Here is a 16,725-nt window from a genome sequence, read left to right as displayed (position 1 = left end):
TCAGGCGGATAAAGGATTTATGAGGTTAAGGCCTCGGTGTATTAGTATTGGTCAGCTCAAAGGGCGTTACCCTCTTACACCTCCAACCTATCAAACCGGTCGTCTGCCGGACACCTTACTTCTTTGACGAATGAGGTATCTCATCTTGAGGCCGGCTTCCCGCTTAGATGCCTTCAGCGGTTATCCGATCCGTACATGGCTACCCAGCTTTTACTCCTGGCGGAATAACTGGTTCACTAGCGGTACGTCCATCCCGGTCCTCTCGTACTAGGGACAGTTCCTCTCAAATACCTTGCGCCCACAGTGGATAGGGACCGAACTGTCTCACGACGTTCTGAACCCAGCTCACGTACCGCTTTAATGGGCGAACAGACCAACCCTTGGGACCTGCTTCAGCCCCAGGATGCGATGAGCCGACATCGAGGTGCCAAACGCCGCCGTCGATAGGAACTCTCGGGCGGCATCAGCCTGTTATCCCCGGGGTAGCTTTTATCCGATGAGCGATGGCCTTTCCACTCAGGACCACCGGATCACTAGGACCAACTTTCGTTTCTGATCGATCTGTCAATCTCACAGTTAAGCCACCTTATACCCTTACGCTCTGTAGATGTTTTCCATTCATCTTGAGGTGACCTTCGCGCGCCTCCGTTACTCTTTGGGAGGCGACCGCCCCAGTCAAACTGCCCGCCTGACAATGTCCCGCATCACGATTCAGTGCCTGCGGTTAGAATCCCAGCACAATAAGGGTGGTATTCCAACGACGGCTCCATAAAGTCTGGCGACCTTATTTCACTGCCTCCCACCTATCCTATACATACTATACCGAAATCCAATATCAAGTTACAGTAAAGCTCCACGGGGTCTTTCCGTCCTACTGCGGGTAACTGGCGTCTTTACCAGTACCACAATTTCACCGGGCCCACTGTCGAGACAGCGCTCAGATCGTTACACCTTTCGTGCAGGTCGGAACTTACCCGACAAGGAATTTCGCTACCTTAGGACCGTTATAGTTACGGCCGCCGTTTACTGGGGCTTCAGTTCAAAGCTTCGCCTTGCGGCTGACCTCTCCCTTTAACCTTCCAGCACCGGGCAGGTGTCAGACCCTATACTTCGGCTTGCGCCTTCAGCAGAGTCCTGTGTTTTAGTTAAACAGTCGCCTGAGCCTGGTTTCTGCGAACCAAAGATGCTTACTATGTAAAATATTCACATCTCCAGCCACTCCTTCTCCCGAAGTTACGGAGTCAACTTGCAGAGTTCCTTAACAATGGTTATCCCGTTCACCTTAGCCTTCTAAGCCAACCCACCTGTGTCGGTTTTGAGTACGGGTTCGACAGTTCTCCATAGAAGTTTTTCTCGGCAGCCGAGCATTTGCACCTTCTCGAATTGGATTCTTCCACGTCAGTTCTCGGCCTTGGAGAGAAAGGGATTTGCCTCTTTCTCAAGCCTACTACTTTGTACCGGGATTTCCATCACCCGGCGTGCATAGCTTTCTGCGTCACTCCATCTGTCAAACGAACTGCCAAAGGGCAGGATTGTCTACCTGCTGTCCATCGACTACGCCTTTCGGCCTCGCCTTAGGTCCCGCCTAACCCTGGGTGGATGAACCTTCCCCAGGAATCCTTGGGTTTTCGGTGAGTGTGTTTTTCGCACACTTTTCGCTACTCATGCCGTCATTCTCACTTCTATATTGTCCACATGATCTTACAATCATGCTTCGTCCTGTATAGAACGCTCCCCTACCAGTCAATGGATATTTCCACTGAATCCGAAGCTTCGGCGCCATGCTTAGCCCCCCACATTTTTGGCGCAGGGACGCTCGACCAGTGAGCTGTTACGCACTCTTTCAAGGATGGCTGCTTCTGAGCCAACCTCCTGGCTGTCTGGGCATCCCCACATCCTTGTAACACTTAGCATGGGCTTTGGGACCTTAGCTGTCGGGCTGGGCTGTTTCCCTTTCGACTACGGATCTTCGCACTCGCAGTCTCACTCCCAATCCAGATCTGCAGGTATTCTGAGTTTGATTAAGCTCGGTAGGCAGTGCTGCCCCCTCACCTATTCAGTGCTTTACCCCCTGCAGTCTTACCGATTGAGGCTGCACCTCAATGCATTTCGGGGAGAACCAGCTATCACCATACTCGATTAGCTTTTCACTCCTATCCACACCTCATCCAGGCCTTTTTCAACAGGCTGTGGTTCGATCCTCCAACCGGTGTTACCCGGTCTTCAATCTGGACATGGATAGATCGTATGGCTTCGGGTCTATAGCATGTGACTTGCGCCCTGTTCAGACTCGCTTTCGCTGCAGCTTCAAACCTTGTAGTTTTTAACTTTGCCACGTACTATAACTCGACGGCTCATTTTCCAAGAGGCACGAGGTCACTTCCTAAGAAGCTCCCTCTGCTTGTTAGCACGAGGTTTCAGGTCTGTTTCACTCCCCGTCAGGGGTGCTTTTCACCTTTCCCTCTCGGTACTGTTTCACTATCGGTCGCTGAATGTGTTTAGCCTTGGACCGTGGTCGGCCCGGATTCGTACGGAATTTCACGTGCTCCGCATTACTTGGGTGTCTGTCTAAGAGGCTTTTTTATTTCACTTACTGGGCTTTCACCGTCTTTGGCTCGATTTTCCAACTCGATTCGGTTATAAAAAAGTTTTGTAACTCTTTTGGAGTTCTGCAGGACTCCGCGACAGATCCCTCGACCCCAGCTGCACAACGCCTGCAGGCTTGGCATGCAGTTGGTTTAGGCTTCGCCCCTTTCGCTCACCACTACTTGGGGTATCTCTTACGATTTCTTTTCCTCCGGGTACTGAGATGTTTCACTTCTCCGGGTTGCCGCCCGTTTTACGGGCTCACAGGTTGCCCTGTGAAGGTTGCCCCATTCAGAGATCCGCGGGTCAATGGATGCTTGCTCCTTACCGCGGCTTTTCGCAGCTTGCTACGTCTTTCTTCGGCATTCAGCGCCAAGGCATTCCCCTCGTGCTATGTTGTACCTTAACCTCATAAATCCTTTATTCACCTTATTATTCCTATAGTTTTATCTGTCTCTCTGAGTTTTGTCTCGGAGTTTAGATTTTCCACTATAGGATGAAGGCCTTTGTCATGGTGCTGGTTGCCAATATAAGGGCAACACAATGGTGGAGATGATCGGATTTGAACCGACGACTTCCTGCGTGCAAGGCAGGCGCTCTCCCACTGAGCTACATCCCCAATAATGGCAATAAAATGGTGGGCCGAGGGAGATTCGAACTTCCGACCTCACGGTTATCAGCCGTGTGCTCTAACCAACTGAGCTATCGGCCCACTCAATAGCAGTGCATAAGGAACTGCGAGGAGACAAAAAATTTGTGTTGCTCCTTAGAAAGGAGGTGATCCAGCCGCACCTTCCGGTACGGCTACCTTGTTACGACTTCACCCCCCTTACTCGGCGCACCTTAGACGCTTCTTTCCCTTACGGGTTAAGCCTGCGGCTTCGGGTGCCCCCAACTCGGGTGGTGTGACGGGCGGTGTGTACAAGGCCCGGGAACGTATTCACCGCAGCTTGGCTGATCTGCGATTACTAGCGATTCCGGCTTCATGTAGTCGGGTTGCAGACTACAATCCGAACTGGGACCGGCTTTTAAGGATTCGCCAACTATCACTAGCAAGCTGCCTTCTGTGCCGGCCATTGTAGCACGTGTGTCGCCCTGGGCATAAAGGCCATGATGACTTGACGTCATCCCCACCTTCCTCCGCCTTGTCGGCGGCAGTCTCTCCAGAGTGCTCAACTTCACTTGTTAGCAACTGGACATAGGGGTTGCGCTCGTTGCGGGACTTAACCCAACATCTCACGACACGAGCTGACGACAGCCATGCAGCACCTGTTCAAGCTCTGTAGCAAGCTACAGTCCCTCAACTTTCATCTCAGTACCACTTGTATGTCAAACCCAGGTAAGGTTCTTCGGTTTGCATCGAATTAAACCACGTGCTCCACCGCTTGTGCGGGCCCCCGTCAATTCCTTTGAGTTTCAGTCTTGCGACCGTAGTCCCCAGGCGGGATACTTAACGCGTTAACTACGGCACGGATGAACTGCTTCACCCACACCCAGTATCCATCGTTTACGGCCAGGACTACCGGGGTATCTAATCCCGTTCGCTGCCCTGGCTTTCGCACATGAGCGTCAGTTGTGTGCCAGGAAGCCGCCTTCGCCACTGGTGTTCCTCCCGATATCTACGCATTTCACCGCTACACCGGGAATTCCACTTCCCTCTCACATACTCTAGACCGACAGTATCTATCGTAGAACGGAGGTTGAGCCTCCGCCTTTGACGACAGACTTAACGGCCAGCCTGCGTGCGCTTTACGCCCAGTAATTCCGAACAACGCTTGCCCCCTACGTATTACCGCGGCTGCTGGCACGTAGTTTGCCGGGGCTTCCTCGTGTGGTACCGTCATTATCTTCCCACACAACAGGGCTTTACATCCCGAAGGATTTCTTCACCCACGCGGCGTCGCTGGGTCAGGGTTGCCCCCATTGCCCAATATTCCCCACTGCTGCCTCCCGTAGGAGTCTGGACCGTCTCTCAGTTCCAGTGTGGCCGGTCGACCTCTCAGTCCGGCTATCCGTCTTGGCCTAGGTGGGCCGTTACCCCACCTACTAGCTGATAGAACGCGAGTCTCTCAAATACCGGATTGCTCCTTTTACCCGAAGGCTTATGGGGTATTAGCAGACGTTTCCATCTGTTGTCCCCCTGTATCCGACAAGTCCTCACGCGTTACTCACCCGTCCGCCACTAAATTACGATTAAAGCAAGCTTTCTTCGTAATTTCGTTCGACTTGCATGTGTTAGGCACGCCGCCAGCGTTCGTCCTGAGCCAGGATCAAACTCTCCGTTTGATTCCTAGCGCTCTCTCGCTGGAATTGCTATAAACAATTCTTTTTATTCCTTATGCACTGTATTCTATTGACATGGTTCGCGCCGCCGTTTCCGATTTCGTGGTGCCTCGTATCGGCGACAGGAGGTAGTATATTACGGATTGCTAAAAATTGCAACCCCCTATTTTTAAAAATTTCGTATCTCTTTCAGCTCCGGCTTATTTGTCCGCCGCCATATCCAAGTCCCCCATAATGGTGATGTGTAGCTCCATTATCTCCCCATATAATTAAGGGGCCTAGCCAACACGAGACAGTCTATGATACAGGTGTCAAATATATCGCGACACGGCTGGAAAAATTTCGATATATGATATAATGCCGTTGTATGTACGATTGACTTCGGAGGTAAATAAATAATGTCGTATGCAACACGTAATGACAAGGACTTTTCGCTGGAACATAAGACCAAGAAAAAGAAGTCCTTTGTCTTTTCCATATTTTCCTCGCTGCTTCTGCTGGCCGCCGTTATCGGCGCGGTGGTCGCGGTGGCGATGATATTTTTCCTGAAGGACATCACGAATACGCTGCCCTCTTATCAGGATATGCTTGACCATCAACCAAGTCTCGCAACGACTATATATGACCGCAATGGGAAGGTTGTAACGCAGCTTTTCCAGGAAAACAGGACCTGGGTAAAGCTCGATGCGATCTCTCCCTGGATGGTCAAGGCGATATTGGCGGCGGAGGACGATTCTTTTTACGATCACTCCGGCATCAGGCCGGTTGCGATTGTCCGCGCGATAGTCGTAGACATTTTCCATATGGGGGCAAAGCAGGGCGCAAGTACGATAACGCAGCAGCTGGCGAGAAATTTGTTCCTCTCTAATGAGAAGACTATCATCCGCAAGGCGAAAGAGGCTGTCTTGGCGCTCCGTCTTGAAAGGATATACACCAAGGATCAGCTGCTTGAGATGTATTTGAACACCATATATATGGGACACGGCGCCTACGGAGTGGAGGCGGCGGCAAAGACCTATTTCGCCAAAGCGCCTAAAAACCTCACGATAGACGAGTCGGCGATTTTAGCGGGGCTCGTAGCTGCGCCGGAGAAATATTCTCCCTTTAGAAGCGGAAAGAGCTCGCAGACGAGAAAAGCCTACGTCATGCGCCGAATGCTGGACCTTGATTGGATTTCAAAGGACGACTATGATTCCTATCTGAACAAGAAACCTGCTCTCGCCAAACGCACGGCGCGGACCAACTCTATATCTCTTGAGGGGGCGCCCTATTTTGTTTCGTACATCCTCTTTAAGCAGCTGCTGCCCCATTATGGTACCGATAAGATATACCGCGGCGGCTTAAAGGTTCACACGACGCTTGACATCGACCTTCAGAAGAAGGCGGAGGAGATCGTCTCAAAGATGCCGCATGAGGGGGCGCTTATCGCGTTGGACCCGAATACGGGAGAGATCCTCGCTATGGTGGGAGGCCGTGATTTCGATAAGAGCAAGTTTAACCGCGCGACACAGGCCTACCGCCAGCCCGGCTCGTCTTTTAAACCAATCGTCTACGCGACGGCGCTTGAGCAGGGCTACCGCGGTGTGGACCATATACTCGACGCGCCGCTGCTTTTTCCTAACGGCTGGTCGCCGAGCAACTATACCTCCAATAAGTACGACGGCGAGATAACGCTGCTTACCGCACTCGCAAAATCGATCAACACCTCCGCGGTGCGTCTTGCGCAGATAGACGGCGTAGGGCGTATCGCCGACCTTGCGCGCCGCATCGGTATCACGACCCCCTATCTGCCGGACGATCTTTCGGTGGCTCTCGGCACGGCGAGCGTAACGCCGCTTGAGATGTCTGTCGCCTATTCTACCTTTGCAAATAACGGTTATAAGGTTGAGCCCTACGCCGTGAAGGAGATCCTCTCACAGCGCGGGGAGTCTCTGGAACAGAACGGCCCAAAGCTGACGAGCGCGATCTCCCCCACTACGGCCGTCTCGCTACGTTCCATGCTTGAGCAGGTCACAGGATGGGGAACCGGCGCGAGAGCCAAGATCCCAAATTACGAGACCTTCGGCAAGACCGGTACGACAAACGACTGGACGGACGCCTGGTTCGTCGGCGGAGTCCCGGGACTTGTCGTGGTCGTATATATCGGCAACGACAACCATAAGCCGCTGGGCGGCAGGTCTACCGGCGCGGTAGCGGCGCTGCCGGTGTGGAAGGAATTCGTCTCTTACGCGGTCACAAAGATGAATCTCCCCTCGTCCTTCTCCATTCCCGGCGACGCGGAGGTAGAGGCTGTAAGGGTCTGCAAAACGACTGGATTTATCGCGGCGGAGGGCTGTCCAGCGACGACGCTGCTGATGGCGCAGGGGCGCGCTCCGACCTCCGTATGCCCGTGGCACGGGGGCTCGCTCTCGGCGGCCCGCGCGGATGATAACGCCCCGCAGCTTCTGCTTGCGCCTATCGATGACGAGGCAACCTCCAATAAGTATGCGATGAAGCTCGCGGGGGAGGACCACACACAGCCGCAGGACAATTCGGGGCAGACGGATTCCGCGCCGATACCACAAAAGAAGGCTGCAGAGAAAGAGCCGGTAAAGCTGCCGAGCTCATCTTCCGACCCTTATAAGAAAGACCCGAGTCAGCAGACGGATATGGAGGCAAAGTATCAGGAATTGCTTCGAAAGTATAATATTATCGAATAAAGACAGATGTTACCGCAAATAAATACAAAAAACGAAGGCCGGGGTTTTGACGCTCCGGTCTTTGTTTTATATTATATTTTTCGGCTCCGGCCAGGGGCTCGGCACGAAGGTCTTCTGGAAGAGATGAAGAGCGTAGCGGTCGGTCATACCAGATATCATGTCAACCGCCTCCTGGGCGGAACCGCCGTTTTTATCCATGCGCGCGTTAAAGAGCGCCGTGAGGACATGTTCCACGCGCGAATCTTCTATCTGAGCGTTGGCGCGTGTGTAGACGTGGCGGTATAGGAAGCTGCGCAGCCGCTCGATGTATCCGAGCATATCGTCGCTGAATCGGACCGCCTCCGGAGTGCTGTTTTCTATCACATCCATGATCATGCCGTTTATTCTTTTGGAGTTCGGTATGGAGATTACCTCCCGCATCTCAGGCGTCATCTCGTCATCCGCTATGAGGCCGGCGCGCAGGGCGTCGTCGATGTCGTGGTTAAGGTAGGCCAGAGAGTCGGAGACACGGACGACCCAGGCCTCCATTGTCGTAGGATTGGTTAGGTCATAGCCGGAACGGACGTCCACCTGTCCCTTGGAGTGCTGGATGATGCCCATACGCACCTCCCAGCTGAGATTGAGCCCACGGCCATCTTTCTCAATATGGTCGACAACCCGCAGGCTTTGTGCCGCGTGGTGGAATCCCGGCAGGCCGTTTTGCTTCGCAAGCCTGTCAAGCACCGTTTCGCCCATGTGTCCGAAGGGGGTATGTCCAAGGTCATGCCCCAGCGCGATGGCTTCCGTGAGGTCCTCGTTGAGGCGCAGCGCGCGCGATATGGTACGCGCGATCTGCGATACCTCAAGGGTATGGGTGAGCCGTGTCCGGTAGTGGTCTCCCTCCGGCAGCAGCAGTACCTGCGTTTTGTATTTAAGCCGGCGGAATGATTTGCAGTGTATTATCCGGTCTCTGTCGCGCTGAAAACAGGTGCGTATCGCGCATGGCTCCTCCGGGCGCTCGCGGCCCCTGCTGTCTACCGACAGGCAGGCCTGCGGAGCCAATATCTGTCTTTCTATATCTTCCCAACGTTCGCGTATCGTCATATATCATTCTCCATTAGCGGCAGGTTTGCCGTTCCGGGGCACCGTCCTTCACACCCTAAAACCGCATACGGCCGATATCCCCTGCCAATAGATATCTCTCTTATTATAGACAACAAATGTCCCGCTGTACAACATTCCATTTAACGTAGGGTTCAACGACAGAAAGGGGCCGCATCCTCCATATGAAGGACGCGGCCCCTGTTTACTTTATTTCAGCGATTAACCAGCCGTAGGACTATTTGAGCACGCCAAGGGCGGCAAGGGCCGCAGAGAGGCGGGCGACAGGCACACGGAATGGCGAGCAGCTCACATAGTTAAGGCCCAGCTTGTTGCAGAAGGCAATGCTGGAGGGGTTGCCTCCGTGCTCTCCGCAGATGCCGAGCTGGATCTCGGGGCGTACAGAACGCCCCTTCCCCACCGCGATCTCCATCAGAGCGCCAACGCCGTCACGGTCCAGACGCGCGAAGGGGTTCTCCTCAAAGACGCCCATCTCGACGTACTGTCCGAGAAATTTACCCTCGGCGTCGTCGCGCGAGTAACCGAAGGTGGTCTGCGTGAGGTCGTTGGTACCGAAACTGAAGAACTGTGCGTATTCGGCGAGCTGGTCGGCGACCATGGCGGCGCGCGGCAGCTCGATCATCGTACCGACCATGTATTCAAGCGCCACGCCGTTCTCTTTGATCACCGCGGCGCCGATCTCATCGACGAGCTTACGCATACGCTTCATCTCTTCCTGGGTGCCGACGAGCGGGATCATGATATCGGGGATGACGCGCACCCCCTTCTTGGTGAGCTTGCAGGCGGCGTTGAAGATGGCGCGGGCCTGCATCTCGTATATCTCGGGGAATATCATGCCCAAGCGGCAGCCGCGGAAACCGAGCATCGGGTTCTGTTCGTGAAGTTCGCGCGCGCGGGCTATCGTGGCGTTGATCTTTTTCGCCTCGGCGCTTTCGGGAGCGAGTCCCTCAAGAGCCTTGGTCAGCTCCGGTATCTTCGGCAGGAACTCGTGGAGCGGAGGGTCGAGGAGACGCACGGTTACAGGCAGCCCCTCCATCGCCTCAAAGATGCCGAGGAAGTCCTCTTCCTGCATCACCTCAAGCTTTTTAAGCTGCGCCACACGCTCTTCCGTGGTGGTGGAGACGACCATCTCCTGCATGACGGGCAGACGTTCGGCGGCCATGAACATGTGTTCTGTGCGGCAGAGGCCGATGCCTTTCGCGCCAAAGCTGCGGGCGCGGCGCGCGTCCTCCGGGGTGTCTGCGTTGGCCCAGACCTGGAGGTTCGATATTTTGTCGGCGTCTTCGAGCAGTTCGCGGAAGTTTTCGTCAAATTGCGGCTCGATGAGCTCCATCTTTCCCAGAATGACGTCGCCGTTGGTTCCGTCAAGGGTAAGGAAGTCGTCTTTCTTTACGGTGACGCCGCCGACAGTGAAGGTTCCGCCCGCGAGGTCGATCTTCACCGATTCCGCGCCCGATACGCAGGGCTTGCCAAGGCCGCGGGCAACGACGGCCGCGTGGCTCGTCATTCCGCCGTGGCTCGTGAGAACGCCCTGCGCCGCGAAGAGTCCGTGGATGTCGTCAGGGGTCGTCTCGGGACGGACAAGGATGACGGCTTCGCCCTTTCCGCCGCGTTCGGCGGCCTCGTCCGCGTCAAAGACCACTCTGCCAACCGCCGCGCCGGGCGAGGCGGGAAGCCCCTTGACGATTACATTACGTTTCGCCTTCGGGTCGATCTGCGGGTGAAGCAGCTGTTCTACCTGTTCCGGCGCGACGCGCGATACCGCGGTCTCGGCGTCGATAAGTCCCTCGTGGAGCATATCCATCGCGATCCTCACCGCGGCCGACGCGGTGCGTTTCCCGTTACGGGTCTGGAGGATGTAGAGTTTTCCTCTTTCAACGGTAAATTCTATATCCTGAGCGTCGCGGTAGTGGGTCTCAAGCAGCTTCGCGATACGGTGGAATTCTTTGTAGACCTCGGGCATCGCCGCTTCGAGCGAAGCGATGGGCACAGGGGTGCGGATACCGGCGACGACATCTTCGCCCTGGGCGTTGATGAGGTACTCTCCGAAGAGTTTGTTTTCTCCGTTGGAGGGGCTTCTTGTGAAGCAGACGCCGGTGCCGCAGTCGTCTCCAAGGTTTCCGAATACCATCGTCACGATGTTAACCGCCGTGCCGTATTCGGCGGGAATGTTGTTGATTTTGCGGTAGGTGATGGCGCGCGGCGTATTCCAGCTGCGGAAGACGGCGTCTATCGCCAGACGCAGCTGCACCCAGGGATCTGAGGGGAAGGTATGTCCGGCCTCTTCAACTATCTTCTTGTAGTCGACGACGAGTTTTTTGAGCTCTTCGGCGGGGATTTTGTAATCCTCTTTCACTCCGGCGTTCTCTCTCGCCTGCGCGAGGCGTTCCTCAAATTTGTCCAGGTCTACCTCAAGGACGACGTCGGAGAACATCTGAATGAAACGGCGGTAGCTGTCATAGGCGAATCTTTCGTCGCCCGCCGATTTGGCAAGGGCGGCGACTGTATCATCGTTGAGTCCGAGGTTGAGGATCGTGTCCATCATCCCAGGCATCGAGACGGGAGCTCCTGAGCGTACCGATACAAGGAGGGGATTCTGCGAGGAGCCGAATTTTTTCCCGGCAAGCTCTTCCACTCTCGCCACCGCGGCCTCAACGTCGCTCCAAATGCTGGAGATGAAATCCTTTTCCTCCCAGTATTTATGGCAAGCTTCGGTGGTAATGATGAATCCCGGCGGTACCGGAAGTCCTATCTTCCACATCTGGGCAAGGTTTGCACCTTTGCCGCCCAGTAGCGTCCTCATATCGGCGCTGCCTTCGCTGAAGTCGTAAATGTACTTTTTTGCTTCAACCATGCTACTACCTCCTCGAAATGAGAATAAAAACAGTCAACGCAACAATTTAGTGCGTTTTAACAGTTTTTTTACCTCTTAAAAACTGCCGCTATTGTAACACCCTTTACGCTTAAAACTTATTATTTCAATATACTGAAATCTCCGATCTGCATAAAGAAGGCCTGGCATTCTTTAAGCAGCGCGATACGGTTCGCGCGCACCGCGGGATCGGGGTCCATCACGAGCACGTCGTTAAAGAACTGGGCGATCACCGGAGCCAGCTCCGCCATCGTCGCGGCAAGTTTATCCCATTCGCAGCGTTCGACGGCGCTCTTGGCCTCTTTCGTCAGCTTGCCAAGTTCTCCGTAGAGATTCTTTTCCGCCTCTGAGGTGAATTTCGCGGCATCGACGGAGCCCGCCTCTTCCCCTGACTTGGAGAGCAGATTTTTCACGCGCACCGCCGCCGTGATGAGTTCGGCGAACCACGCCTCGCCGCTCGCCTTGGTCAGGACCTCGGCCAGACGGTATATCTGCAAAGGACGGCTGGGAACGGTCTGCATCGCGAGGGCAACCGCTTCGTGGCTGAAGCCCTTCTCACGCAGCTGCACCTGCTGGCGCAGGGCGATAAAGGCCTTCATCTTTTCGATACGCTCCGGCGCAAGCTCAAGCTGCGCGGCCGCCATTTCGAGGGCCTTGTCCATGTCTATGTCGAGGGAGAGTCCCCAGATCAGTTCGTTGATGGTCCTGGCCGCGCGGCGCAGTCCGTAGGGGTCCTGCGACGAGGTCGGCTCGAGCCCTATTTTGTATATCGCCGTCAGCGTATCGAGACGCTCGCCGATGCCAAGCAGCGCGCCCGCTATATGCGAGGGCAGCTCGTCTCCCGCGAATCTCGGCAGGTACTGTTCGTAGAGCGCGAGGGCGACCTCTTCCGGCTCTCCGGCCTTACGCGCGTATTCGCGTCCCATGACTCCCTGCACGTCGGAAAATTCGTAGACCATGTTCGTGACAAGGTCGGCCTTCGCGAGGTCGCAGGCGCGCGCGAGCTTTGTCCGGTCGACGTCGCTCCTGAGCTCGTCCGCAAGCCAGAGGGTGAGCTTCTTGATGCGCTGCACCTTGTCGTAGACCGAGCCCAGCTGTTCCTGATAGGTAACGTTCTTGAGCTCTTCGGCGCGGGTGTCGAGCGACTTCTGCTGGTCCTCTTTCCAGAAGAAGGCCGCGTCGTAGAGACGCGCGCGCAGAACGCGCTCGTTGCCCTCCCGCACGACGTTCATATCTTTCGCGCGGTTGTTGCTGACGCCGATGAAGTTGGCCATCAGTTTGCCGTTCGCGTCGTGAACGGGGAAGTAACGCTGGTTTTTGGCCATCGAGAGGATGAGAACCTCTGCGGGGATGTCGAGGAACTCCTTGTCAAAGCTGCCGTAAAAGGGTATCGGGTATTCGTTGAGATGCACGTTTTCCTCAAGCAGCTCGGGATCGACGGTGACCTTAGCGCCAAGCTCTTTTTCGATCTCGGCGACGCCGGCGAGTATCATCGCCTTGCGTTCTTCTGGATCGGTAATGACAAAATTTTCACGCATCGCCGCCGCGTAGGAGGCGGCGTCTTTCACCGGCACGGAGTCACTTCCCATGAAGCGATGACCTCTGGAGGTGGTGCCGCTCTTTACGCCGCCGAATGATATATCGACGGGACGGTCGCCGTAGAGCGCCACGAGCCAGCGCACGGGACGCGCGAAACGCACCGATTTGTCGGCCCAGTACATGCTCTTCGGGAAGGAGAGGCGGTGGATGATCTTTTCAAGGAGCTGGGGCAGGACCTCCATCGTAGGCTGCCCGCTGGTGCGCTTCTCAGCCACGACGTACTCCGCGCCGCCGATGGTCTCGACCTTAAGCGCCGAGACTTCGACCCCCTTGCTGCGCGCGAAACCCTGCGCCGCCTTTGTGGGGTTGCCCTCGGCGTCAAAGGCCTGCGCCTTCATCGGCCCCTTTGAGACCTCTACGGAATCCTCCTGATGGTCGGAGAGCTCCTTTACCGTAATAACAAGGCGGCGCGGCGTGCACTCCGACTTGATCTCGCCATGCGGTATATGCGCTCCGGAGAGCTCCTCTTCCGCGTACTGGACGAGGTCGGCGAGCGTCTTCGGCATAAACCTCGCGGGGATTTCTTCGGTTCCTATTTCAAAGAGAAGGTCGGACATCAGCGGACGCCTCCTTTTTCGTATTTGTCAAATCTTCCCATCAGCGGATGGCCCATCTCCTCGCGCTGCTTGACGTATGCCTGGCAGCAGGCGGAGGCAAGGTTTCTCACGCGGCCGATGTAGCCGGTCCTCTCGGTGACGCTGATGGCGTTTCTCGCGTCGAGCAGGTTGAAGGAATGCGAACACTTTAAAACGTAATCGTAGGCGGGAAGCACAAGTCCGGCTTCGAGCACACGTTTCGACTCCGCCTCGTATTTGTTGAACAGATTGAAAAGCATATCGGTGTCGGCGATCTCAAAGTTGTATGTCGAATTTTCGACCTCGCCCTTGTGGTGGACGTCGCCGTATTTGATTTCACCCACCCACTGCAGGTCGTAAACATTGTCAACCTTCTGGACGAACATCGCGATCCTTTCGAGACCGTATGTGAGCTCCGCGGGCACGACATCCATGTCCAGCGAACCCATCTGCTGGAAGTAGGTGAACTGTGTGACCTCCATACCGTCAAGCCAGACCTCCCAGCCAAGCCCCCAGGCGCCGGTCGTCGGGTTTTCCCAGTCATCCTCGACAAAGCGGATATCATGCTCCGCCGGATCGATACCAAGCACCTTCAGGCTTTCGATATACATCTCCTGGATGTTGTCGGGCGTCGGCTGGATGATGACCTGATACTGGTAATAATGCTGAAGCCTGTTGGGGTTTTCTCCATATCTTCCGTCTGTTGGTCTTCTGGAAGGTTCAACGTAAGCTACGCGCCAGGGCTCGGGACCGAGAACACGCAGTGTCGTAGCGGGATTCATCGTACCGGCGCCGACTTCCAAGTCGTACGGCTGCTGGATGACACAACCCTGAGAAGCCCAAAAATGCTCAAGGCGCATAACTATCTCTTGAAAATTCACCTTCTGTTGCCTCCTTTGATGAGTGCTGCTCTTCTATATTTGAATTATTTTAGCGCATATTGCTAAAATATGGCGATAACATTTTTAAATTCTTAATATAACAATCTTTTTGACGTGTTTCACATGACCAGAGGATGAATTTTTCATGCGGAAGGGCGACGGCCCGCCTAAGCTCCGCGAGCTCCTCGGCGCTCACCGCCTCTCCTTTGCCCTGCGAACAGCGGCGGCAGCACATCCCCGCCTGCGTCAGCCAGCCTCCCTCCGTAAGCAATCCGCCGCATTCGACGCAGAGGTCAAGGGAGGGGGCGATCCCCATGAGGTTCAGCAGCTTCCAGGTAAAACGAAGCTCCACGATGTATGGGGGGCATTTTTCGCGCAGCTGTACCAGCGAGCTCCAGAGCATCCGCAGCAGCGCGTCGTTCTCGCAGTCCGCCGGTGCCTCCTTCGAGGTCCGCCTGTAGATACGCAGCGCGCAGAGAAGGGCCGCCGGCGACTGGCGCAGCGACAGAAAGTCCTCTTTGACCTCCGCGCCCTGCAGGTATAGTTTTGACGGGCTCTGATAAAGTAAAAACTCGCCCCAAGTCAGAGGTTCTGTGGAGCCTCCGAAGCGGTTTTTTCCCGTCGCCGCGGGGGCGCTGACCCACCGCGGGCCAAACTCGCGCATAAAAAGCAGAAGGGACTGCCCCTCCCTGGAGGAATCCCTTCTTAGAAGCACCGTTCCCGTCTTTGAGTAGTGCCCCTGCGGCAGCCGGACGGGAATCAACTATTGTACCCCAGTCTCCGTAGCTCTTCCGGCGACTTACGCCATCCCGGCTTCACCTTTACCCAAAGCTGAAGAAATACCTTATAGCCGAATTTCTCCTCAAGTTCTTTGCGGGCTTCGCTGCCGATCTGTTTCAGCATCGCGCCGTTCTTACCGATGATGATCCCCTTCTGCCCTGGACGGTCGACGATTATCGTGGCGCGGATATCGCAGACCTTTTTATCGGGAAACTCGTCGGGACTCTTGAACTCGTCGATGATCACGGCCACTCCGTGGGGGACCTCTTCGTTGGTGTGGCGGAATATCTTCTCGCGGATGACCTCCGAGGCGAGAAAGCGCTCCGTCGAATCCATCAGCATGTCCTCGGGATAGATCGGCGGCTGCTCCGGCAGCAGGGCGCTGATCGCCGCCGCGAGCTCATCCAGCCCGCGGTGGTTGTTGGCCGACACGGGAACGACGGCGGCGGGTTTTATGTATTTTTCATAGACCGCCGCGGCCTTTTTATAGTCCTCAAAGTCCGCCAGCTTGTCGATCTTGTTCACGGCCAGCACGACGGGCTGTGAGACGTTCTCCAGCACTTTAAGAATGATCTCGTCCTTTTCGCTCACGGCGCGGTCCTGCGCCTCGACGACATAGCAGACGGCGTCCACAAGCATGAGGGACTCTTCCGCCTCTTTCATCATAAAGTCGCCCAGCGCGTGCTGAGGCACATGAATGCCGGGGGTGTCCACAAAGACGATCTGTTCGTCCTCCGAGGTATATATGCAGCGCACGGCGTTGCGGGTGGTCTGCGGCTTCGGTGAGACCGCCGCCACCTTCTCCTTAAGCAGCGCGTTTATTATCGACGATTTTCCCACGTTGGGACGTCCCAGCAGGGCGGCAAAGCCGCTGCGGAATTTTTTATCTTCACTCATTAATATTCACTCTCTCTTCGGCCGCGCCGCCTCAGCGATTTTCCTCCAAAGAAAACGAAAGCGGCAGCAGCTCTCTTAATGTATAGATCACAGGTTCGTCGGCATCCTTCAGCACTACGGCCATATCGGGATTGAATTCGGCGAGAAACTGGCGGCAGGCGCCGCACGGCGGGCAGAAAACACCCTCGGGGCCGGCCACGGCGACGGCAAGCGGCAGACGCAGCCCCTTAGTGAGGGCGGTCGTCATCGCGTTGCGTTCCGCGCAGATAGAGAGGCTGTAGCTGGCGTTCTCCACGTTGCAGCCGGAAACGGTGAGGCCGTTTTCGAAGAGCAGCGCCGCGCCTACGCAGAAGCCCGAATAGGGGGCGTAGGCTGCCGCCCGGGCCCGGGCGGCCTCGGCGAGAAGTTTCTTCACCGCCGCTTTCTCAAGCAGCGGATTCTCCGCCATCATC

The 16,725-nt window shown here is 55.7% G+C and carries 8 protein-coding genes, 2 tRNA genes and 2 rRNA genes; 1 reads left to right on the top strand and 11 read right to left on the bottom strand.

From position 1 onward, the window contains the following. Positions 1-21 precede the first annotated feature (21 nt). The 4 genes from BED41_RS06795 to BED41_RS06780 form a co-directional block, all read right to left on the bottom strand. Positions 22-2,995 (bottom strand): 23S ribosomal RNA (locus tag BED41_RS06795). A 135-nt stretch (positions 2,996-3,130) separates the two neighbouring features. Further along, positions 3,131-3,205 (bottom strand) — tRNA-Ala (locus BED41_RS06790). A 16-nt stretch (positions 3,206-3,221) separates the two neighbouring features. Beyond that, positions 3,222-3,298 (bottom strand) — tRNA-Ile (locus tag BED41_RS06785). Positions 3,299-3,356: 58 nt separating this feature from the next. Next, a 16S ribosomal RNA gene (locus BED41_RS06780) occupies positions 3,357-4,872 on the bottom strand. Together the 16S and 23S rRNA genes with 2 tRNA genes alongside form the textbook arrangement of a ribosomal RNA operon. A gap of 395 nt (positions 4,873-5,267) precedes the next feature. On the opposite strand from BED41_RS06780, the gene BED41_RS06775 reads away from it, so the two are divergent. Next, entirely contained in the window at positions 5,268-7,568 is a 2,301-nt protein-coding gene (locus BED41_RS06775; protein ID WP_066744308.1) for a transglycosylase domain-containing protein, read from the top strand. Positions 7,569-7,634: 66 nt separating this feature from the next. Here the strand turns inward: BED41_RS06775 and BED41_RS06770 are convergent, their stop codons facing one another. The 7 genes from BED41_RS06770 to cdd form a co-directional block, all read right to left on the bottom strand. After that, entirely contained in the window at positions 7,635-8,651 is a 1,017-nt protein-coding gene (locus tag BED41_RS06770; RefSeq protein ID WP_066744306.1) for a deoxyguanosinetriphosphate triphosphohydrolase, read from the bottom strand. A 235-nt stretch (positions 8,652-8,886) separates the two neighbouring features. Beyond that, entirely contained in the window at positions 8,887-11,523 is a 2,637-nt protein-coding gene (gene ppdK / locus BED41_RS06765) for a pyruvate, phosphate dikinase (RefSeq protein ID WP_066744304.1), read from the bottom strand. A 119-nt stretch (positions 11,524-11,642) separates the two neighbouring features. Then, a complete protein-coding gene (glyS, locus tag BED41_RS06760; protein WP_066744302.1) occupies positions 11,643-13,697 on the bottom strand; it encodes a glycine--tRNA ligase subunit beta in 2,055 nt (684 codons plus the stop codon). Next, the gene (glyQ, locus tag BED41_RS06755; RefSeq protein WP_066744300.1) at positions 13,697-14,596 is read right to left on the bottom strand and encodes a glycine--tRNA ligase subunit alpha; all 900 of its coding nucleotides are present in this window, start codon (positions 14,594-14,596) and stop codon (positions 13,697-13,699) included. The genes glyS and glyQ overlap by 1 nt, the downstream gene beginning before the upstream one ends. A 49-nt stretch (positions 14,597-14,645) precedes the next feature. Then, positions 14,646-15,359 (bottom strand): DNA repair protein RecO, encoded by a 714-nt coding sequence (recO, locus tag BED41_RS06750; RefSeq protein ID WP_066744298.1) that lies wholly within the window; start codon positions 15,357-15,359, stop codon positions 14,646-14,648. After that, complete coding sequence (gene era, locus BED41_RS06745; protein WP_066744296.1) at positions 15,356-16,273, bottom strand: GTPase Era; 918 nt, start codon at positions 16,271-16,273, stop codon at positions 15,356-15,358. Before era ends, recO begins: the two co-directional genes overlap by 4 nt. Before the next feature lie 31 nt (positions 16,274-16,304). Further along, positions 16,305-16,724 (bottom strand): cytidine deaminase, encoded by a 420-nt coding sequence (gene cdd / locus BED41_RS06740; protein ID WP_066744295.1) that lies wholly within the window; start codon positions 16,722-16,724, stop codon positions 16,305-16,307. Position 16,725 lies beyond the last annotated feature (1 nt).

Origin of the sequence: Cloacibacillus porcorum, from assembly GCF_001701045.1 — a bacterium.
Lineage (GTDB): Bacteria > Synergistota > Synergistia > Synergistales > Synergistaceae > Cloacibacillus > Cloacibacillus porcorum.
Note: the sequence above shows the minus strand (reverse complement) of the source record. Positions and strands in the feature narration are given on the sequence as shown.